The organism is Plantibacter sp. AC185 (genome assembly GCF_979258065.1).
Genome location: NZ_OZ409831.1, coordinates 3,592,232 through 3,611,769 on the forward strand (window position 1 = coordinate 3,592,232; position 19,538 = coordinate 3,611,769).

General features: G+C 67.3%; 18 protein-coding genes. 8 read left to right on the plus strand and 10 right to left on the minus strand.

Features of this window, described 5'->3' with window-relative positions:
* Positions 1-111: 111 nt before the first annotated feature.
* From ACZZZB_RS16750 to ACZZZB_RS16765, 4 genes are all read right to left on the minus strand, one after another.
* Positions 112-930, minus strand: coding sequence for a class I SAM-dependent methyltransferase (locus ACZZZB_RS16750; protein WP_463530300.1), 819 nt, complete (start codon positions 928-930; stop codon positions 112-114).
* A gap of 116 nt (positions 931-1,046) precedes the next feature.
* Positions 1,047-2,183 (minus strand): glycosyltransferase family 4 protein, encoded by a 1,137-nt coding sequence (locus tag ACZZZB_RS16755; RefSeq protein ID WP_463530301.1) that lies wholly within the window; start codon positions 2,181-2,183, stop codon positions 1,047-1,049.
* Positions 2,180-3,031, minus strand: coding sequence for a dTDP-4-dehydrorhamnose reductase (rfbD, locus tag ACZZZB_RS16760; protein ID WP_463530302.1), 852 nt, complete (start codon positions 3,029-3,031; stop codon positions 2,180-2,182). Before rfbD ends, ACZZZB_RS16755 begins: the two co-directional genes overlap by 4 nt.
* A complete protein-coding gene (locus tag ACZZZB_RS16765) occupies positions 3,028-3,621 on the minus strand; it encodes a GtrA family protein (protein WP_137243399.1) in 594 nt (197 codons plus the stop codon). Before ACZZZB_RS16765 ends, rfbD begins: the two co-directional genes overlap by 4 nt.
* Before the next feature lie 103 nt (positions 3,622-3,724).
* Here ACZZZB_RS16765 and ACZZZB_RS16770 point away from each other — a divergent pair, with 103 nt between their 5' ends.
* Entirely contained in the window at positions 3,725-4,327 is a 603-nt protein-coding gene (locus tag ACZZZB_RS16770) for a dTDP-4-dehydrorhamnose 3,5-epimerase family protein (protein WP_463530303.1), read from the plus strand.
* A gap of 99 nt (positions 4,328-4,426) precedes the next feature.
* On the opposite strand, the gene ACZZZB_RS16775 is transcribed toward ACZZZB_RS16770, so the two are convergent.
* The 4 genes from ACZZZB_RS16775 to ACZZZB_RS16790 are packed head-to-tail and all read right to left on the minus strand — an operon-like array spanning position 4,427 to position 8,283.
* Entirely contained in the window at positions 4,427-5,947 is a 1,521-nt protein-coding gene (locus tag ACZZZB_RS16775; protein ID WP_463530304.1) for a glycosyltransferase, read from the minus strand.
* Positions 5,944-6,291 carry a hypothetical protein gene (locus ACZZZB_RS16780; protein WP_463530305.1) on the minus strand — a complete coding sequence of 116 codons (348 nt, stop codon included), beginning with the start codon at positions 6,289-6,291 and terminating at the stop codon, positions 5,944-5,946. The genes ACZZZB_RS16775 and ACZZZB_RS16780 overlap by 4 nt, the downstream gene beginning before the upstream one ends.
* Before the next feature lie 37 nt (positions 6,292-6,328).
* On the minus strand, positions 6,329-7,882 hold the full coding sequence (locus ACZZZB_RS16785; RefSeq protein WP_463530306.1) for a glycosyltransferase family 2 protein: 1,554 nt from the start codon (positions 7,880-7,882) through the stop codon (positions 6,329-6,331).
* Positions 7,870-8,283: a hypothetical protein gene (locus tag ACZZZB_RS16790; RefSeq protein WP_463530307.1), complete on the minus strand. Its 414-nt coding sequence runs from the start codon at positions 8,281-8,283 to the stop codon at positions 7,870-7,872. The genes ACZZZB_RS16785 and ACZZZB_RS16790 overlap by 13 nt, the downstream gene beginning before the upstream one ends.
* A gap of 128 nt (positions 8,284-8,411) precedes the next feature.
* Here ACZZZB_RS16790 and rfbA point away from each other — a divergent pair, with 128 nt between their 5' ends.
* Positions 8,412-9,278: a glucose-1-phosphate thymidylyltransferase RfbA gene (gene rfbA, locus ACZZZB_RS16795; protein WP_463530308.1), complete on the plus strand. Its 867-nt coding sequence runs from the start codon at positions 8,412-8,414 to the stop codon at positions 9,276-9,278.
* Between the two features lie 81 nt (positions 9,279-9,359).
* Here the strand turns inward: rfbA and ACZZZB_RS16800 are convergent, their stop codons facing one another.
* A complete protein-coding gene (locus ACZZZB_RS16800; protein ID WP_463530309.1) occupies positions 9,360-10,100 on the minus strand; it encodes an ABC transporter ATP-binding protein in 741 nt (246 codons plus the stop codon).
* Complete coding sequence (locus ACZZZB_RS16805; RefSeq protein ID WP_463530310.1) at positions 10,097-10,933, minus strand: ABC transporter permease; 837 nt, start codon at positions 10,931-10,933, stop codon at positions 10,097-10,099. Before ACZZZB_RS16805 ends, ACZZZB_RS16800 begins: the two co-directional genes overlap by 4 nt.
* Positions 10,934-11,243: 310 nt before the next feature.
* Between ACZZZB_RS16805 and ACZZZB_RS16810 the strand changes: the two genes are divergently transcribed.
* The 6 genes from ACZZZB_RS16810 to ACZZZB_RS16835 all read left to right on the plus strand — a co-directional run bounded on the left by ACZZZB_RS16810 (position 11,244) and on the right by ACZZZB_RS16835 (position 19,509).
* A complete protein-coding gene (locus ACZZZB_RS16810; RefSeq protein WP_463530311.1) occupies positions 11,244-11,504 on the plus strand; it encodes a hypothetical protein in 261 nt (86 codons plus the stop codon).
* A gap of 4 nt (positions 11,505-11,508) precedes the next feature.
* On the plus strand, positions 11,509-13,065 hold the full coding sequence (locus ACZZZB_RS16815) for a glycosyltransferase family 2 protein (RefSeq protein ID WP_463530312.1): 1,557 nt from the start codon (positions 11,509-11,511) through the stop codon (positions 13,063-13,065).
* Entirely contained in the window at positions 13,062-14,300 is a 1,239-nt protein-coding gene (locus ACZZZB_RS16820) for a rhamnosyltransferase WsaF family glycosyltransferase (RefSeq protein WP_463530313.1), read from the plus strand. Before ACZZZB_RS16815 ends, ACZZZB_RS16820 begins: the two co-directional genes overlap by 4 nt.
* 76 nt (positions 14,301-14,376) lie before the next feature.
* Positions 14,377-14,838, plus strand: coding sequence for a hypothetical protein (locus ACZZZB_RS16825; RefSeq protein ID WP_463530314.1), 462 nt, complete (start codon positions 14,377-14,379; stop codon positions 14,836-14,838).
* Complete coding sequence (locus ACZZZB_RS16830) at positions 14,838-17,435, plus strand: LGFP repeat-containing protein (protein WP_463530315.1); 2,598 nt, start codon at positions 14,838-14,840, stop codon at positions 17,433-17,435. The genes ACZZZB_RS16825 and ACZZZB_RS16830 overlap by 1 nt, the downstream gene beginning before the upstream one ends.
* Before the next feature lie 109 nt (positions 17,436-17,544).
* A complete protein-coding gene (locus tag ACZZZB_RS16835; RefSeq protein ID WP_463530316.1) occupies positions 17,545-19,509 on the plus strand; it encodes a DUF7657 domain-containing protein in 1,965 nt (654 codons plus the stop codon).
* The last annotated feature ends 29 nt before the right edge of the window (positions 19,510-19,538 follow it).

A 19,538-nucleotide genomic window follows, 5' to 3' on the forward strand; every position in this document is an offset into this window, starting at 1 on the left:
GTGCCTGATCCCTGAGGCCACTTCCCGGTCCCTGAGCCGGATTCCCGGTCCCTGAGGCGACTGTGCCTGATCCCTGAGGCCACTTCCCGGTCCCTGAGGCGGTCGAAGGGCTCAGCGCACGGTCGCGATGATCTCACCGTGCGGAACGGCGAACCATCCGTCGTCCGCGTCGACCCAGTCCCGCCACGCCGTCGAGATCAGCGCCAGGTCGGCGTCGTCGGCGATACCCGTCTCCAGGGCTTGGGTGGCGAAGCTGGAGGTCCTGGCGCGCTCGGACCACGCGCCGCCCCACCACTCACGGTCTTCAGGCGACTCGAAGGACCACACGCTCGCGGTGCTGCGGATGTCGGTCAGCCCCGCCGCCAGTGCCCAGGACTTGAGCCGGCTGCCGGCGTCGGGTTCGCCCGCGTTGGCTCGCGCCAGCTCCTGATACACCTCCATCCAGCGTCTGAGCCCATCGGAGAGGGGATACCAGACGGCGCCGCCGTAGACGATGTCACGGAACGCGATGACTCCGCCGGGGCGGACCACACGGCGCAGCTCGCGGATCACGGCGACAGGATCGCCGACGTGCTGGAGCAGCTGGTGCGCGTGTGCCACGTCGACGCTGTCGTCGGGGAGGTCGAGGGCATAGGCGTCGCCGACCGCGAACGAGACATTCTCGAGGCCTGCGAGGGCAGCGCGATCGCGTGCCTCGGCGACGACCTCGGCGGCCGCGTCGATGCCGATCACCGTGCCTGGTTCGACCAGGCGCGCGAAGTCCATCGTGATCGTCCCCGGGCCGCTGCCCAGATCCAGCACATCGAGTCCGGCGTGCAGATGGGGGAGCAGGTAGGCCGCGGAGTTCTGTGCGGTGCGCCAGGCATGCGTGCGGAGCACACTCGGGTGATGGCCGAGCGTGTAGCGCTCGTAGGATTTCGCAGAAGTCACCCTTCAACCCTACGCGTGCGGGATCGTGATCCCTCCCACGTTACGACTGGCCGCGAACCGCTCGCCGTCCGACACGATCCGCCGGTGCAGCGAGCGACCGCGCTCCGCGCCAGGCGTCAAATCTCCGCGTGCAGCTGCCAGACGCGTTCGGCGGAGTCGCGCCAACTGAAGGCCTGCTCGCGGTCCATGCCGAGGATGCGCAGGCGGGCGAGGCGTTCGCTGTCGCCGATGACGTCGTTGATGGTCGCGATGAGTCGGTCCGCATACCCCTTGGCACCGGACTCGACCACGACACCGGCTCCACCGCCGACCTCGACAAGCGCCGGCACGTCGGAGTGGATGACGGGCGTGCCGAAGCGGAACGCCTCGACGAGCGGGAGGCCGAACCCTTCGGCGAGACTCGGGTAGACGAAGGCGGTCGCGCGGTCGAGGACGACGGCGAGGTCGGCGTCGTCGAGGAACCCGAGTGCACGCACCCGCCCCTCCGGCAGACCGGCCTCATCGGCCACCTGCGCGAGGGTGACGTCGCCCCAGCTGTCGGTGCCGACGATCAGCAGCGGGAGGTCGGGGGCGCCGGGGCGGCCGAGGCCGGTGATGAGCTCCGTGATCCCGCGACGGGGGTCGAGTGAACCGACCGACACGAGGTACTCGGACGGGAGGTCGAGCGTCCGTGCGCGCCCGTCTGCATCGGTCGGGATGGTGAGCGTGGTCGCGGCGGCACCGCCGATGACGCGGACGCGGTCGCCGAGATCGATGATGTCGCGCAGTTCGTCGGCGACCGCATGAGTCGGGACAACGATGGCGTCCGCGTGCTTCCTCGCCCGCTTGACCATCGCCTTCTGCCAGGCCACCGACATCGGCGTCAGTGACGAGGGGTGCGACCAGGCGAGCGTGTCGTGGATGGTAACGACGATCTGGTTGCCGTCGTTGATGCGATCGTGGCGGTTGAGCGGGGCGAGGAGCCCCGGGGCGTGCACCATACCGTTCGCCGTCCCGGGTGCGACGATGCCGAGCTGCCAGGCGGCACTGAGCTCGCGACGCGGCAGCGTGGTGCGATGCAGCGCCGCCAGCCCGGGGAGCTTGGACTCCAGGAGGTCGATCTTCTCCTTCGGCACCGCCGAGACGATGCCTTCGACGTCGCATCCCGCCGGGGCGCTCGCGATGAGCTCCCGGGTGAGTTCCTCGGAGTAGCGACCGACCCCACCGGCGACCGGTGCGACGATCTGGTCGACGACGACGCGGAGGGTGGTCACGGTGCCGTGACGACGCCGTGCTGCGTCGCTGCCGTGAAGGCCTCCTGCCAGTCACGCATCGGCGCGAGTCCGGCGGTGGCCCATGCGTCGTGGCCGAGCACCGAGTAGGCGGGCCGCGGAGCGGGGCGGACGAACGCCGAGCCGTCGGTGGGGGAGACCCGTGCTGGGTCGGCGCCGACCGCCTCGAAGACCGCCTGGGCGAATTCGTACCAGGAGGCCTGCCCGGCGTTGGTGCCGTGGTAGATCCCGGCGGGCGCGTCGGCGTCGAGCAGCGCGACGATCTGTGCGGCGAGATCGGCGGTCCACGTGGGCTGGCCGAGCTGGTCGGTGACGACGGCCGGGTCGACGCCGTTCGCCGCGAGCTTCGCCATGGTGGCGGCGAAGTTCGGTCCGTTCTTGCCGTAGAGCCAGGCCGTCCGGACGATGTAGCCGCCGTTCGGGTGCTCGGCGAGGACGGCGCGCTCCCCGTCGGCCTTCGTGCGGCCGTACGCGCTGATCGGGGCCAGCGGGTGGTCTTCCTGGTACGGCGAGGTGGCGGAGCCGTCGAACACGTAGTCGGTGGACACCTGGACGAGCTTCGCACCGGCCTCCCGGGCGGCGACCGCGAGGTTGCGAGCGCCGATGGCGTTCACGGCGGCTGCGTCGGCCTCGTGCGATTCGGCGTCGTCGACCTTCGTGTAGGCGGCCGCGTTGATGACGGCGGTGTGACCCGCGACAGCGGCGCGGACGGCCTCGAGGTCGGTCACGTCGAGCTCCGCGCGACCGAGGGCGGTGACCTCACGACCCGTCAGGGCCTCCTGCAGGTCGTGGCCGAGCATGCCGGAAGCGCCGGTGATCAGGTACGTCAAGATAGGGGTCCTCTCGGGAGTGGCCCGTTCATCGTACCCGGCTCGGTCGGGGAGGTCGCTGACCGGGTGGCGTCGGTCGGTGGCTCCTCGAACAGGGTCCGCTGTGCCTCCTCCACCCGAGCCAGGTTGGCCAGGCCGTCCGCCCGGTGGTGTCCGTAGACCCAGAAGCGGTAGAGGAAGAAGCGGAACAGGGTTCCGAGGCCCAGCCCGATCACGTTCGACGCGATGTTGTCGGCGAGCAGCGAGGTGAAGCCGAGCACGTAGTGGCTGACGTAGAGGCAGCCGACGGCGATGGCCATGCCGCCCAGGGAGACGATCACGTACTCGCCGAGCTCCAGGACGAAGTTCTTCCGACGGTGCTCGCGGAAGGTCCAGTACCGGTTGCCGATCCAGTTGAAGACGATCGCGACCGAGACGCTGATGACCTTGGCGCCGATGGGGGACTGCGCGAGGTGGTCATGCCCGAAGACGCCGACCCGCAGCAGGTTGAACACGAGGACGTCGAGGCCGAAGCCGATGAGTCCGACGACGCCGAACTTCACCGCGTACGCGGCGACGCCGTCCCAGAGTCGGCGGAGCAGGGGGATCATGGCGGGCCGTTCTGTGCGTGGACACTCGATTATGCCTGAGGCGACCGGGAACAGGACCGCGGCGTCCCGGCGCTGGGCGCATCCGTCTTGGTAGACTCCCCGGGTGCAGATCCGCGAACTGAACGTCCCCGACAGCTATGAAATCACGCCGAAGCAGTTCGGCGACGACCGAGGCGTGTTCCTCGAGTGGTACCGCTTCGACAAGCTCGAAGAGGCCTCCGGCCGGTCCATCAAGCTCGCCCAGTCGAACACCTCGGTGTCGAAGCGCGGTTCGGTCCGGGGCATCCACTTCGCGGACATCCCGATCGGGCAGGCGAAGTACGTCACGGCCACGCGCGGTGCCGTCCTCGACTACGTCATCGACATCCGCGTGGGCTCACCGACCTTCGGCCAGTGGGACTCGGTGTTGCTCGACGACACCGACCGCAAGGCCATCTTCATCTCCGAGGGCCTCGGTCACTGCTTCGTGGCGCTCACCGACGACGCCACGGTCAGCTACCTGGTGACCGACGTCTACCGTCCCGACCGCGAGCACGGCATCAACCCGCTCGACGAGCGGGTCGGTCTCGTCATCCCGCCGGAGGCCGGCACCCCGCTGCTCTCACCGAAGGACACCGAGGCCCCCGGCCTCGACGAGGCGGCCGCCGCCGGCCTCCTGCCGACCTGGGACGACGCTCGGGCGTTCTACGCGTCGCTGCGCGGCTGACCGCCGCCCCACGCCCGACGGCACTCATGGAACGGGGCCGGGTCCGATCGCCTGAGCGATGGGTCCCGGCCCCGTCATGTTCCAGACGCCGAGCCGTCGTCAGCGGAGGAACGGGTCGGTCGTCGGCCAGCCCCAGCGCGAGGCGATCAGCGCGGTGCCGGCCGGGCCGATCGGTTCGTCGAACGCTTCGGAGACGGTTGCCGCAGCTGAAGCGAGGATGATGACCCGCTCGCCGGTCGAGCGCACTTTCATGGCCAGATCGAGGTCTGCCGAGAACTCGTCGACGTCTTGGTGCAGCCCGCCGAGGGCCAGGAACCGCTCGCGCGAGATGGACGCGAAACGCGTACTCACCGCGGAGACCTCGCGGTTCACCAGGAGGTCGCCGTAGTGACCGGAATGCTCCTTCGGTCCTCCGCGATACGCGTGCCGGGCTGCGTCCGTCCGGTGCCGGTACCCGGCGTGGACGATCGTGTCGGCCAGGTCGAGGCGACCACCGACGAGGCCGACACCGTCCTCGGAGGCGACGGCCGCGAGTTGACGGATGGGACCGGTTCCGGTGCGGACGTCTCGGTCGAGGAACAGCAGCGTGGGGCCCGAGGCACGGAGCGCGCCGGCCTGCAGGATCGACACGCGGTGCGGACGACCGCTCAGCCGGACGACCTCGGCGCCGGCGGCGCGGAGATCGTCCCGATCCGCCGCCGTCGAGTCGTCGGTCGCCACGACGAGGACCTCGCCGGGGGTGTCGTCCTGCCACGAGCGCACGGTCTCCGCCAACCCGCTCGCGGGCCCGTCGAGCACGACCACGATGCTGGTCTGCGCCAGGGTGCCCCGCCGTATCGGCCGGAAGGTCCCGAAGGTGGGACCGAGCTCGACGTCAGCGTCGATCGCCCTCCGCGCGCACGCCTCCGCGACGGCCGCTCGTCCGGCCTCCCAGGCATAGAACTTCGCGTTGCCGTCCTGGGCCGTCGACCCCTCGATCGCACGCCAGTGGTACAGGACCTCTGGGATGTTGGCGATCCGTCGGGCCACTTCCGAGATGCGGAGGAAGAGATCATGGTCCTGGGAGCCGTCGAAGTCGGATCGGAGTGTTCCGGTCTGCTCGAGCAGGGAGCGACGGAAGACGGACAGATGGGACGTGTACATCTGCCCGAGGAACCGTTCCGGGGACCACGCTGGTTTTCGGAAGTCGCCGAAGCGCAAGGTCCCGTCGGCGCTCAGGAGGTCCTGGTCCGAATACGCGTAGTCGATCTTCTCATCGGCCGCGAGCCGCTCCTCGAACGCTGCCAGTGCGTCGGGGGTGATCAGATCGTCGTGGTCGAGTAACGCGATGAACTCGCCGGCGGCGGCGGCGAAGCCCGCGTTCGTCGCGCCGGAGATCCCGAGGTTCTCCGGCAGGGCGATGAGGGTGATCCGCGGGTCATCCGCAGCGAGTGCTTCGGCCCGGGTCACGGTCGAACGGTCGGGCGAATGGTCGTCGACCAGCAGGAGCTCCCAGTCCTCGCAGGTCTGGGCGACGACGGAGGCGACGGTCTCCTCGAGCAGCCAGCTGGCCGTGTTGTACAGCGGGACGACGACGGAGAACCTGGGGGCGGGACGCGGAGCGGTCGGCTCGACGTTCACCGACCTGCTCCCGGCGTCCGGCGCAGACCGAGGACGAGTGCGCTGCCGATCCGCCAGGTCCGCGACGAGGTGAACTCCTCCCGCAGTGACGCGAGCGCTCGTTCCCGTTCGAGGGATTGCTCCTCGATCCGCAACTGGAGCGTCTGCTGGGTCGCTTCGGCGCGATCGGCACGCTCCTGCAGCCGGAGGTTCTCGGCTCCCAAGTCATCCGAGTCCAGCAAACGGCGCAGCTCGTCGCGTTGTTGCTCGGCTTGGCGGAGTGCGGCCGTGAGCCCGACACGTTCGTCGGTCAGGCTGAGCAGCTCGGCACGGACAGTTGCGAGGTCGGTGGGATCGTTGGTCATGCGTGATGCTCCTCGGTCGAGAACGGGAAGGAAGCGGTCAGGGGGTGTAGGGGTCGCGTCCCGGTTTCCCCCAGCGGCTTGCGAGGACGGCGAATTCGTCGTCATCGATGGCCCTGTCCGAGGCACCGAGGCCGTCGATCACCGCCTCCGCGCGTGACACGGTGATGACCCGACCGCCCTCGGCGCGCAGCTTAGCCCCGAGGTCGATCTCCGCGGCTGCGCCCGAGAGCACTGGGCTGAACCCGCCGACGGAGAGGAATGCGTCACGGCGGACGGCGGACAGCGCGGTACACACGGCGCTCACTTCGCGGTTGACGAGCAGGGCGCCGATGCGGCCGAGCGTCTCCTTCGGTGAGCCCCGGTACGGATGCCGTGCCGTGCCTCTGGCATAGCGATAGCCCGCGTGCAGGATGGTCTTCCCGAGTGGGTCCAGCAGGCGCCCTCCGGTCATGACCACGTCGGTCTCCGTCAGTGGCATCAGGAGCTCGCTGATGACGTTCTTGTCACCCAGTGCGGCCCGTCCATCGACCAGGACGACGAGGGACGTCGAAGCGGCGACGACACCCGCCTGGAGGCGGTCGAGTGCTGATGCATCGTCGGGGACGACGACGGTGTCCGTCCGTCGCCGCAGTGCACGGACCTGTGCCGCGTGTTCCTCGTGCCGATGCGCGGAGACGACGACGACGATTCGGGAGCGGCGACCGTAGGACGTGCGGCGGATGTCGCTGAGAAGAACATCGAGCTGATCGTCCGAGTCCGGCATGCTGATGACGATCGTCACGGCACGTGCATCGACCGGCTTACGGCGGACGTAGTATATTCCAGCCGCCGGCCCCCGCATCGCAGCGCCGGAGACTCCTCGGCGGACGAGCGCGTCGGCCACGGCGAGGACGCCGGCGTCCCAGGCGTAGCTCTTCTCCGACCCGGACTTCGCCGTCGAGCCGTCGACTGCTCGCCAGTGGTAGAGCGGGCGCGGTACGTGCACGATAGAGCGTGCCCGCTCGGTGATCCGCAGGACGAGTTCGTGGTCCTGGGACCCGTTGTACTTGGTGTCGAATGCAGACATGTCGTCGAGGAGCGATCTGCGGAACACGCTGAGATGCGACGTGTACATCTGGCCGAGGAGTCGCTCCGGCGACCAGACCGGCTTCAGGAAGGTGTCGTAGAGCCGACCGACCTCGTCGATCTTGTCTTCGTCCGTGTACACGTAGTCGACGTCCGTACCGGATTCGATGGCCGCCCGCACCGCCTGCAGCGCATCAGGGGCGAGGAGATCGTCGTGATCGAGCAGCGCGATGAACTGTCCGCGGGCGAGTCCGAGACCGACATTGGTCGCCTCCGCGATCCCACGGTTGAGCTCCAGGGCCGTGACCCGGATCCGGGGGTCTTCCGCCGCGAAGGCTGCGGCACGGGACGCGGTCGTTCCGTCGGGTGAAGCGTCGTCGACGAGGACGAGCTCCCAATCCGTCGAGGTCTGGGCCTGTACAGAGGCGATCATCTCCGCCAGCAGAGGCTGGGGTGTGTTGTACAGGGGGACGACAACCGAGAAGAACGGCGTGGGTACGCCGACATGAGCCTTCACGCCCGCCACTTCCGCCTGAGCCCGTCCGTCAGACTGAGCGGGGCAGTCACGAGCCTGCCGACTCGCCAGGTGAGCGTGCTGCGGAGTTCCCCGGCGAGATCCTGGAGTTCGGCGATGTGCTCCTGTCGGTCGGCTGAGCGATCCGATTCCAGCTGCGCGATGGTGGCCTCGAGTTCGTGCACCGCCTGGAATCGCTCCTGACGGGTCTCTTCCACCTCCCGCCGGAGCCGGTCGAGGAGATCAGCGTCCGTCCCGGCAACGACCTCGTCGTGGAGGACCCGGTTCTCCGCCTCCAACCGACGGATGGCCGCTTCGGCGCCCGACAACCGATCGCGGAGTTCGAGTTCCTGCGCGGTGACGGTCTGCCTCGCTTCGCGAGTGCTGTTGGCCGCTCGGTGATCGCTTGTCAAGACGGCTCCTTTCGTGTGGCATCGGCGGGTCTCAGCGTAATTGATCCAGCCGTGCGCCAGAGACTAGGGTAGTGGAGGCCTCTGCGCTCACCGTGGACGGCCGCAGATGACAAGGACTCCAGAACACTATGCGCGGAATCATTCTCGCCGGCGGCTCCGGCACCCGGCTGTGGCCCATCACCAAGGGCATCTCGAAGCAGCTCATGCCGATCTATGACAAGCCGATGATCTACTACCCGCTGTCGACGCTGCTGATGGCGGGTATCGACGAGATCCTCATCATCACCACGCCGGAGTACAACGAACAGTTCCGTGCGCTCCTGGGAAACGGTGACGACCTGGGCATCCGGATCGAATACGCGGTCCAGCCCTCTCCAGACGGGTTGGCACAGGCCTTCATCATCGGTGAAGAATTCATCGGCGATGAGAGCGTCGCACTCGTCCTCGGGGACAACATCTTCCACGGCACCGGCCTCGGCTCGGCGCTCCGAAACAACCACACCGTCGACGGCGCCCTGATCTTCGCCTACCAGGTGGCCGATCCGACCGCGTACGGCGTGGTCGAGTTCGACGACGACTTCAAGGCGATCTCCATCGAGGAGAAGCCGGCGCAGCCGAAGAGCAACTACGCGGTTCCCGGGCTCTACTTCTACGACAACTCCGTCGTCGAGATCGCCAAGTCCATCCAGCCCTCGGCTCGCGGAGAACTCGAGATCTCGACGATCAACGAACGCTACCTCGAGGCCGGCTCACTGCAGGTCCAGGTGCTCGACCGCGGAACGGCATGGCTCGACACCGGAACCTTCGAGTCCATGATGCAGGCCTCGGAGTACGTGCGGGTCATCGAGGACCGGCAGGGTTTCAAAGTCGGCTGCATCGAGGAGATCGCCTGGCGTGCCGGTTGGATCGACGACGCCCGCCTTGCCGAGATCGCAGCACCCCTCGTCAAGAGCGGCTACGGACGGTACCTGCAGCGTCTGCTCGAGCAGCAGTAATCCATCCGTCCCGCATCACGTAGCAGGGCCCCGAACTCCAGTTCGGGGCCCTGCTACGTGATGCGGGACGGATCGGGCCGCTCAGCGCTCGTGGGGATAGGACGCCTCGTACGCGGCGATCACCGGATCCGCCTTGCCGAAGGACTCCAGGGTGCCCTTGTTGATCCATGCGGCGTGGTCGCACATGGACTTGACCGCGCCCATCGAGTGGCTGACGAGGATGACCGTCTTCCCGGCCGCCTTGAAGTCCTCGAACTTCTGGAAACACTTCGCCTGGAACTCCGCGTCGCCGACGGCGAGGACCTCGTCGACCACCAGGATGTCGGGGTCGACGTTGATGGCCACCGAGAATCCGAGACGCACATACATCCCCGACGAGTAGTTCTTCACCGGCTGATCGATGAACTGCTCGACTCCGGAGAAGGCGACGATCTCGTCGAACTTACCTTGGATCTCCTTCCGGCTCATGCCGAGGATGGAGCCGTTCAGGAACACGTTCTCCCGTCCGGACAGCTCGGGGTGGAAGCCCGATCCGACCTCGAGGAGGGCGGCCACCTTGCCGTTGGCGGTGATGGTACCCGTCTCGGGATAGAGGATCTTCGCGAGGCACTTCAGCAGGGTCGACTTGCCGGACCCGTTGCTGCCGATGAGGCCGAAGGTCGAACCGGTCGGGACGTCGAAGGTGATGTCGCGCAGCGCCCAGAAGTCCTCGTGCACCGAGATCTTCCGGCGCATGATGGCCGACTTCAGACTCTGGTTCCGCTCGTGGTACAGGCGGAACTTCTTCGAGACGTCGGAGACATGGACGGCGATATCGTTCACAGGAGCTCAGCCAGTTTCTTCTCGTTGCGGGCAAAGACATACATGCCGACGGCCAGCGCTGCGACAGCCCAGGCGATGCACGCTAGCGTGTCGCCGAGGTCGGGGAAGCGATTGTCGTACATGAGGTTTCGGAATGCGGTGACGTAATGGATCATCGGGTTCAGCTCGTAGATGTCCATGACGGTGATCGAGGTCCCGAACAAGCCCCCGACGTTCGCCGAGGCGTCGGAGACGAGGTTCGGCGGGTAGATGATCGGGGTCAGGTACATCCAGATCTGCATGAGGATGCCGACGAGGTGCTGAGTGTCGCGGAAGAAGATGTTCGCGACGGCGAGGACCAGGCCGACGCCGATCGCGAACAGTGCGAGCAGCACCATGTAGACCACGACGAGCGGGAGCCAGGGGAGGACGAACGACCCGACGAACATGAGCGCGATGACGAGCACGAGCATCTCGAACAACCAGTTGTATCCGGTCGTCAGGACCGTCGAGACCGGCAGCACCACCCGGGGGAAGTACACCTTGGTGATGAGCCCGGCGTTTCCGACGATAGACCCCATACTCGTCGTCACGGCCGTGGAGAAGAACGTCCAGGGCAGCAGGCCGCAGAGCAACCACAGGGCGAACACGTTCGTTCCACTCGGGTCGCCGACGTCCGGCTTGGCCCGGAAGATGAAGTAGAAGACGAACGTGTAGACGAGCATCGAGGCGAGCGGACTCGCGAGCGACCACAGACGACCGAGGATGGTCCGGCGGTACTGCCCGCGGATGTCGCGAAGCGTCAGGTTCGCCAGAAGCTCGCGCGCAGCCGCGAGTTCTTTCAGATACTGCATTGATCCTCGACTTTGCGTTCGGGAGGGTGAGAGCCTAGCTACTTTAGCCCGGCGGAACTGGGCGTCCGCAGTCAAGTCGTGCCGAGCCGTCCCCCAGGTCGGGAATGACGGGTCGGGAGCGTCGGCACGCGAGGCCCGCGGCCAGGGGGTTCGCGGGGGACCCGAACCGCCGACATGCTATCAGTGGCGTTCGTCTCGAGACCCGGTCCCACGCGGCCTCGATGCTAAAGTAGGCCTCTGCGGCTGGTCGGCCCGTCCGCCCGGCTGCGCGGCCGTACGGACGAACGAGACGAAGAACAGGTGCCACTCCATGCCCACCAAACGCCCCAGTGCCGCTGAGGTCGCGCAGGAGGAGCGCGTCCTCGAACTCGTCGATCGCATCCTCGGTCTCGAGGCGCGGGTCGCCCGTGAGGCGACGATCAACTCCCCGGCGCGCTCCGCCTACGAGGAACTGGAGCGCGAGAACGAGGGGCTGCGGCAGCAACTGCAGGTGCTGCATTCCACGGCGACCTGGAAGGTCGGACGCGCGGTGCTCTCCCCGCTCAGCGCCGTCCGCCGGAAGCGCTCCTGACGCCATGACCGAGGTGATCAACGACGGTGGCAGTGAACACGCCACCGACCCCTTGCTGTGTTCGATCGTCCTGATCGGTGCCGACCCCGAGCGCGTCGCGGCAACCATCGAGGCGATCGGCGACGCCACGGACGTGGAGGTCGTGGTCGTCGGCTCCGACCGGTTCGCGGAGGACCCGAGGATCCGGTCCCTGCCTGCCGACGAGGCGTCGACCTGGGTGTCCCTGGCAGCCGCCGCGCTCGACACCGTGGGCTCGCGTTTCGTCATCTTCCCGTCGGCGCACGGTGTGATCGATGCCGACGCGACCGACCGACTTCGTGAGCAACTGTCCGACGAACCCGCACTGGACGTGCTGTACGTCGACGAGGACTTCCCGCTCGAGTCAGGCGGTGTCCGCCTCGTCAAGAAGCCGGGTCCCGCGCCTGAGTGGCTCCGGTGCGAGGACTACTGGGGAGACGCGGTGTTCTATCGCACCGCGCTCCTGCGGTCCATCGGCGGATTCGTCGGCGACTGGCAGCGTTCCGCCCGGTACAGTGTCGCCCTGCGCCTCACTGCGGCCGAGGCCGTGATCCGGCACGATGCGCGCATCCTGTTCCACAGCGATGCGCCGGTCCGCCTGGGCGCCATTCCGGAGCGCGAACTCGATGTCGTCCGCGAGTCGTTGGAAGCCCACCTGGAGCAGACCGGCGGTGGCCGGGTGGTCTCAGTGTCCTCCGACGGTGTGCACGACACCCGTCGCCCGCTCGACCGCAGCCCGCTCGTGTCCATCGTAATTCCGACGCGCGGTCAGTTCACTCCGGGTCGGACCGGTCACAGCTACCTCGTGGACGCCGTGCAGAGCATCGTCGAGCACACGACCTACGAGCAGTACGAGATCGTCGTCGTGGTGGACACGGTCGCCGACGAGCCGGTGCTCGAGCGGATCCGGTTCCTTGCGGGGGAGCGGCTGGTGGAAGTCCCCTGGGATGAACCGTTCAACTTCTCGGGCAAGATCAATCGCGGTGTCCTGAACTCCGTCGGGGAGTACGCACTCATCCTCAATGACGACGTCCAGGTCATCACACCGACGTGGATCGACGCAATGCTGGCCCTGGCGGAACGGCCCGGGGTCGGGATGGTCGGCTGTATGCTCTACTTCGGCGACGACACCATCCAGCATGCGGGGCACCACCTGTGGCGAGGCGAGGCGACGCACGTCGGACTCTGGGAACCGCGCGGCTCGCGCGGCCCGCTGGGCGGCTACCTCGTCGAGCGCGAGGTCGGCGGGGTCACTGCAGCCTGCGCCCTCGTGCCGGTCGAGGCGTACAAGGGGGTCGGCGGCATGACTCGCCTGCTTCCCGGTGCGTTCAACGACGTCGACCTCTGCCAGAAGATGCTGCAGGCCGGCTACGAGATCCTCTGGACCCCGCACGCCGAGCTCTATCACTTCGAATCGAAAACCCGTGACGCGAAGGTCATGCGCTACGAGGCGACCACCCATCGCGACCGGTGGGGGCACAAGCTGCACCAGCCTGAGTTCTGGCCGTATCCGTCTTTCAACGACCGAGATGAGTTCCTGTGAGTTCCGTCCTGCGCAAGATCAAGAGCGCGCGCGCCGTCCTCAAGCATCAGGGTCCGCGATACTTCTGGCACCGCGTGCGGCTCAGTGTTCGCGCCCGAGTGTCCGGCAAGATCGTCATCCTGCCGGTGCAGTTGGACGACGCGATGGCGGTCGACTGGACCGAGCCTGCGCCGCAGCTCGAACATCCGGTCGTCGTGACGGACCGCCGTGCCCGGATCGCCTTCATCACCTCGCCCCCGTCACCCACGAGCGGCGGCCACACCACGTTGTTCCGATTCATCTCCTACGCGGAGCAGGCCGGACATCAGTGCGACGTGTACTTCTACAACGGTCTCGGAGTGAAGGAGGACCTCACGGCCCTCCGCGGAATGCTCGATCGGACCCCCGCCTACCCTGATTTCAAGGGGCGCCTGTTCAACTACGACTCGGCGGCCGGAGTCACCGCCGACACCGACGCGATCTTCGCGACCGGGTGGGAGACCGCCTACCCCGCCTATCGCGACCTCTCGCACGCACGTCGGTTCTACTTCGTGCAGGACTTCGAGCCCGGGTTCTACTCCTACGGCTCCGAGGCGATCCTCGCTGAGAACACCTACCGGTTCGGATTCCACGGCATCACCGCTGGCGGATGGCTCGCGGCGAAGCTGCACGACGAGTACGGCATGCGGACCGATCACTTCGACTTCTCGGTCGATCGGACCCATTACCACCTGACGAACGAGGGCGAGCGCAAGGAGATCTTCTTCTACACCCGTCCGGTCACACCGCGACGTGCGTTCGAGTTCGGCGTCCTCGCGTTGACCGAGTTCGCCAGGCAGAAGCCGGAGTACACGATCAACCTCGCCGGTTGGGACGTCAGCGACTGGAACCTCCCGTTCCCCTTCGTGAACCACGGCGAGGTGAACGTCCCCGTGCTCGCGGAGATCTTCAACCGGTCCGCTGCCGGCCTCGTGCTGTCGATGTCGAACATGTCGCTCATGCCGTTGGAACTGCTCGCGTGCGGGACCGCAGCGATCGTCAACGACGCACCGAACAACCGCATGGTGTCGGACAACCCGTTCCTTGACTACGTCCATCCCGCGCCCGGGGCGATGGCGAAGCGTCTCGTGGCGGCCGTCGAACGGCCCGATCGAATCGAGCACTCGAAGCGGATGGCTGCGTCGCTGGCGGAAGCGAGCTGGGAGGCCAGCGGCGCGCAGTTCGTCAGTGCATTCGAGCGTGGGATGCGGGGCTGACGATTCATCGCAGCTGCGATAGAGTCACAGCAACTCGTGCCCCGTTCGGGTGGCCCGATTCGCCAGAGGAGTACGTGTGCAGGTTCGACGACAGCTGATCCCGACCCTCGGAGGGCTGCTCCTCATCGGGCTCCTCACGGGCTGCGTCGACGCACCGTCAGCTGCACCGGGCGACGCGCCGACGTCGCTTGCGCCCGGTAACGAGTCGACCGCCAAGGGTGAGCCCGCGGAGGTGCCTCCGGCGGAAGCGATCCTCGTCGTAGCCGCACTCGAAGACGACGGGTCCGCGATTTCCGCTTCCGGATACGTCGCCGGTGTCATCGAGAACGACGGCCGGTGCACGTTCGAATTCGTCGGACCGTCGGTCACCCGATCGGTCGAGTCGGACGGGCTTGCGGACGTCTCCACGACCAGCTGCGGAAATGTGCAGCTACCCGCATCGCAATTGTCCTCGGGCTCGTGGTCGGTGTCGTTCCGGTACGTGTCCACCTCGACTCCAGAACTCGTGTCCGCACCGCAGATCGTAGAGGTCCCCTGATGCCCACCATCACCCGTGTCGTTGCCGCGTTGGGGGCATTCATGCTGGTGGTCGCCGGTCTGGTGTCCATCGCTCCCGCCGAGCGTGCAGAGGCCGCCGATGCGGCGTCGTTCTCCGCAGGCAACCTCATCAGCGACGCCAACTTCTTCAACGGCAACGCGATGAGCGCCCCCCAGGTGCAGTCGTTCCTGAACGCCGCCGTCCGGACCTGCAAAACCGACTACCTCTGTCTCAAGGACTTCAGTCAGGCGACCCCGAACCGGGCAGCCGTGAGCGGTCGCTGCGCGGCCTATCAGGGTTCCGGTGGCGAGAGCGCAGCGCAGATCATCGCCAAGGTCGGCGCCGCATGTGGGATCAGCCAGAAGGCCATCATTGTCCTGCTTGAGAAGGAGCAGAGTCTGGTCACGGATGATTGGCCGAACTCGCGGCAGTACCGCAGCGCGATGGGCTATGGCTGCCCGGACACCGCCGATTGTGATGCGGAGTACTACGGGTTCTTCAATCAGGTGTACGCCGCGGCGCTGCAGTTCAAGAACTACGCGGCCAACCCGACTCGCTGGAACCACGTCGCCGGCCGGGTTAACGCCATCCGCTTCAATCCGGACGCGGGCTGCGGGTCCAGCAACGTCTACATCCAGAATCAGGCCACCGCAGGCTTGTACAACTACACGCCCTACCAACCCAACGCCTCTGCCCTGGCGAACCTGTACGGCCGGGGTGACGGCTGCGGTGCCTACGGCAACCGGAACTTCTGGCGAATCTACACCGACTGGTTCGGGAATCCTGCGGGCGGCCCGGATCCACGAGCGCTCATCGACTGGGAGTACGCGGCTCAGGGTGGGCCGACCGGCTCCCTCGGAACGGCGACCTCCGACTACCTTGTCGTGAACGGTAACGGCGGCGGCGTGGCGAGGGCATACCAAGGCGGTTCGATCTACTACGGCAGCACGACCGGCGTGGCCGCTCTGACCGTGAAGAAGGGGCCGGTCCTCGACTACTACTTCGCTCGAGGTGGCGCGTCGGGCCCGGTCGGTTGGCCACTGCTCAACCTCGGATCGGTCAGTGAGAACGGCGGTGGAGTCGGCCAGGTGTTCTCCGGCGGCTCGGTCTTCAGCTCGTCGGCAGGCACGTATCTCGTCGCGGGCGAGCAGCGGGATGCGTATTTCATGCAGGGTGGCGCTGCGGGGCCGCTCGGATGGCCGACATTCGATGCCCGATGCGCATCCGTCGGCGCCGTGCCCTACTGCTACCAGGCGTATCAGGGCGGGGGGACCTATGCGAACAACGGCACCGGCGCATACCCGGTCTTCGGCGCGAACTATCAGCTCTACGCCGCCGCGGGTGGCCCATCGGGGACCTGGGGTCTCCCGGTGTCAGGACAGCAGCAGCTCGGCCGTGGCCTGGCGCAGGCGTTCTTCAGCTCCTCGATCTACACGCTCACCGGCGCCTCACCCGTGGTCATCAGTGGTGGGATCCGCGACCAGTACTTCTCCTTGAGCGGGGCGTTCGGGTCGCTCGGCTGGCCTCTGTCGAACGCGGTCTGCAGCGGGACGCCGACTACCTGTGTGCAGCGGTTCGAGCCCGGATACATCCTGCAGACGGCCGGGCAACCGGCTCGCGTCGGGGCGCCTGAGCTCGACGCCGCGTACACCGCTGCGGGTGGAGCGACCGGCGCCCTCGGTCCTGCCACCGGCCCGATCTCGATCCTCGCGAATCAATCCGCTCGGGGTCTCGGTCAGATCTATCGGTCCGGATCGATCTTCTGGAGAGCAGACCTCGGCGCATTCGCGGTCTCGGGGTCGTTGCGCGACGCCTACTTCTCGACCGGAGGGGCGTACGGGTATCTCGGATGGCCCAAGGGGGCACCCTCCTGCGCGGGCGCGGTCTGCAATCAGCTCTTCGAGTCGGGGACGCTTTTCACGGGGAAGGCCGGGTCCGGCTCGTCCAACGGGGCCATCGCTACGGCATATGCCGCTGCTGGAGGCGTAGACGGCTCATGGGGGCTGACCCGGAGCGACGTCCTTCCCGTCACCGCGAACGGCGGCGGCACGGCGCAGGTCTTCGCGAGTGGTTCGGCGTACGCGGCAGCCGGGGGTGCAGGCTACCTGGTGAGCGGGCCGATCCGCGATGCCTACTTCGCGAACGGTGGAGCGGCAGGGGCCTTTGGTTGGCCCACGGGCGAACAGGTCTGCGCCGCGTCTGGAGGAACCTGCAGTCAGTCCTTCCAAGGCGGCCAGATCTTCTCAGACGGCACGAAGACGGCGTCCGTGTCTGGGCCGATCCGTACGGCCTTCGAGGCGTCGGGTGGCCCGACCGGCCCCTGGGGCGCCGCCTCTGGCGATACGCGTGCGGTGAGCGCCGACTCCGGTGTGGCGCAGGCGTTCGCCCGCGGGTCCGCGTATGCGAAGAACGGGTCACCGGTCTACTTCGTCCCGCTCGGAGCACTGCGTGACTACTACTTCGCCAACGGTGGTGCCCTCGGATCTCTCGGATGGCCCACCTCGAACGCGAGCTGTGCCCCCGACGGCTCATGCTCGCAGACGTTCGAGCAGGGCAAGGTGGTCGCCCCGGCTTCGGGCCCGGCGGTGAGGCAGTAGTCGCGACTCCGAGCACCGTGACGCATCGGCTATCGTGTCAGTCGTGCCATCTCACCTGCAGCCCGTCCGCCAGCGATGGTCGGAGTCACTGAAGCCGACGAACTCGGGGTTGCCCAATCGGCGCGTGGTCGTCGTTCCGCTGGCGATTCTCGGTCTCCTGCTCGTCGCGCTCGTGGGGCTCGGCGTGACCGGGTCGTCCACTGGCTACCTGAACCAGTTCGTGAACTCCCGATCCGATCCGAACCTCATCGCTGGGGAGCCGCAGGCCATCCGGAGCGATGAATGGTACGTCCAGTCCTCCTGGACCGTCTCGCAGTTCGAGCAGGGGCTCCCGATCCGGAACGAAGCCTTCCCCGGAGGTATGGACGCCACCGTCCAGCATGATCTGCCGAGCACCGACTGGTCGATGGCATTCCGTCCGCATCTGCTCGGATTCCTGTTCCTACCGCTCGACAACGCGATGGCGCTCAAGTGGTGGCTCCCGGCGTTCGCCATGGTCGCCGGTGTCTATCTGTTCGGCGTCTCGCTCCTGCCCAGGCGCCCGATCGCCGTCGCGGCGACGGCGGTCGGTTTCGCTTTCGCCCCGTTCTTCCAATGGTGGTTCCTCTCCATCACCTTCTGGCCGGCAGCCTGGGCGTTCTTCCTCATGGCCAGTGTCGTCTGGCTCCTGAAGACCGACCGGACCGGTCCGAGGATATGGTTGCCCCTGGTCGTCGGGTATCTGGCCGTGACGGTCGGGACTGGCATCTACGTGCCGTTCATCGTGGCGGCGACGCTCGTCGCCCTCGCCTTCTCCGTCGGTTTTGTCCTCACCCAATCATCGTCCCCGATCGTCGGGGTTTGGCGTCGTCTGAAGCGACTCGGGCCGATCTTCGCGGCGGGCATCGGAGCGGGCGTGGTGCTCGTCGTCTGGGCGGCGACCCGGTGGGAGACCATCACCGGCTTCTCCTCGACGGTCTACCCGGGTGAGCGACTCCAACCGGTCGGAGCAGCCAGCGCGCACGAGATGCTGAGTTTCTTCGGCGGCACGTTCTCGAACGGCTTCACCGGAGTGAGCGCCAATCAGTTCGGGAGCAACGCCTCGGAGGCGGCTTCGTTCCTGCTCCCGGGGGTGTTCCTCGCCATACCGTTCCTCTGGATGCTGTGGTCGCAAGTTCGGAAGCGAAGCGCGGTCGACTGGACCGCGGTCGCGCTGCTCGCTTGTGGTGCGTTGCTGGTCGCCTACCTGCTGGTGCCCGGTTGGGACGCCATCGCGCACCTGCTCCTCCTCGATCGCACCACGACGGGGCGCATCCGCCTGGCGGCAGGCATGCTCAGTGTCGTCATGACGGTCGTCATGCTCGCGCGAGTCGATGCGGCCCGCGGCGAGTCGGTCGAACGCCCCCGACTCGTCCCTCGGCCGGTTGTCTGGGCGACCGTCGCACTCGCCTTCGTGACGTTCGCGGTCGTCGCGGTCTACCTCTACCGGAACCAGTCCAGCCTGGTCACCGGCACGTGGATCTGGGTGGCTGTCACCCTCGCGGTTCTCGTGGTCGTCTGGGCGAGCACGGTCGGGCGGGCCGGGGCGGCCGGCATCGCCTTCCTGATCGCGTCCCTGTTGGTGGGGGGCGGCGTCAACCCCGTCTATGCGGGCGTGTACGACCTCAACGGCACCAGCTTGGTGAAAGAGCTCAAGCGGATCGACACGGCCGACCCAGGGCAATGGGTCGGCGTGGGGTCGACCGTCGTCCCGACGGTGCTCCTGGTGCAATCCGGCTTGCCCTCGTTCAACGGATTCCAGAGCACACCATCTCAGGAGATGTGGGCGCAGATCGATCCGGACGGCAGCTCGGAGCAGATATGGAACCGCCTCGCCAATGTGACCTGGCTCGCCGGCGAGGGAGGCCCTGCGCCGATGAACCCGGCCCCCGACCAGATCCGGATGACGTTCGACTCCTGCGACGCCTTCGCTCAGCAGAACGTCCGGCACGTCCTGTCGACTGAGCCGCTCGCCCAACCGTGTCTCGGTGAGCCGCGGACCATCCGGCAGGGGCCCGGCTCGTTCTATGTATACGAGGTGCTTCCGCGCGGGTGACCGGCTCGCGGAGCGGGACGAACCCCGGC

Coding starts and splice junctions, on each gene's coding strand:
- ACZZZB_RS16765 (WP_137243399.1), bottom strand. CDS start 3,621: ATGATCCCCCTGCTCCGCCGACTCTGGGACGGCGTCGCCGCGTACGCG.
- ACZZZB_RS16780 (WP_463530305.1), bottom strand. CDS start 6,291: ATGACCAACGATCCCACCGACCTCGCAACTGTCCGTGCCGAGCTGCTC.
- ACZZZB_RS16810 (WP_463530311.1), top strand. CDS start 11,244: ATGCCCACCAAACGCCCCAGTGCCGCTGAGGTCGCGCAGGAGGAGCGC.
- ACZZZB_RS16830 (WP_463530315.1), top strand. CDS start 14,838: ATGCCCACCATCACCCGTGTCGTTGCCGCGTTGGGGGCATTCATGCTG.
- ACZZZB_RS16805 (WP_463530310.1), bottom strand. CDS start 10,933: ATGCAGTATCTGAAAGAACTCGCGGCTGCGCGCGAGCTTCTGGCGAAC.
- rfbA (WP_463530308.1), top strand. CDS start 8,412: ATGCGCGGAATCATTCTCGCCGGCGGCTCCGGCACCCGGCTGTGGCCC.
- ACZZZB_RS16815 (WP_463530312.1), top strand. CDS start 11,509: ATGACCGAGGTGATCAACGACGGTGGCAGTGAACACGCCACCGACCCC.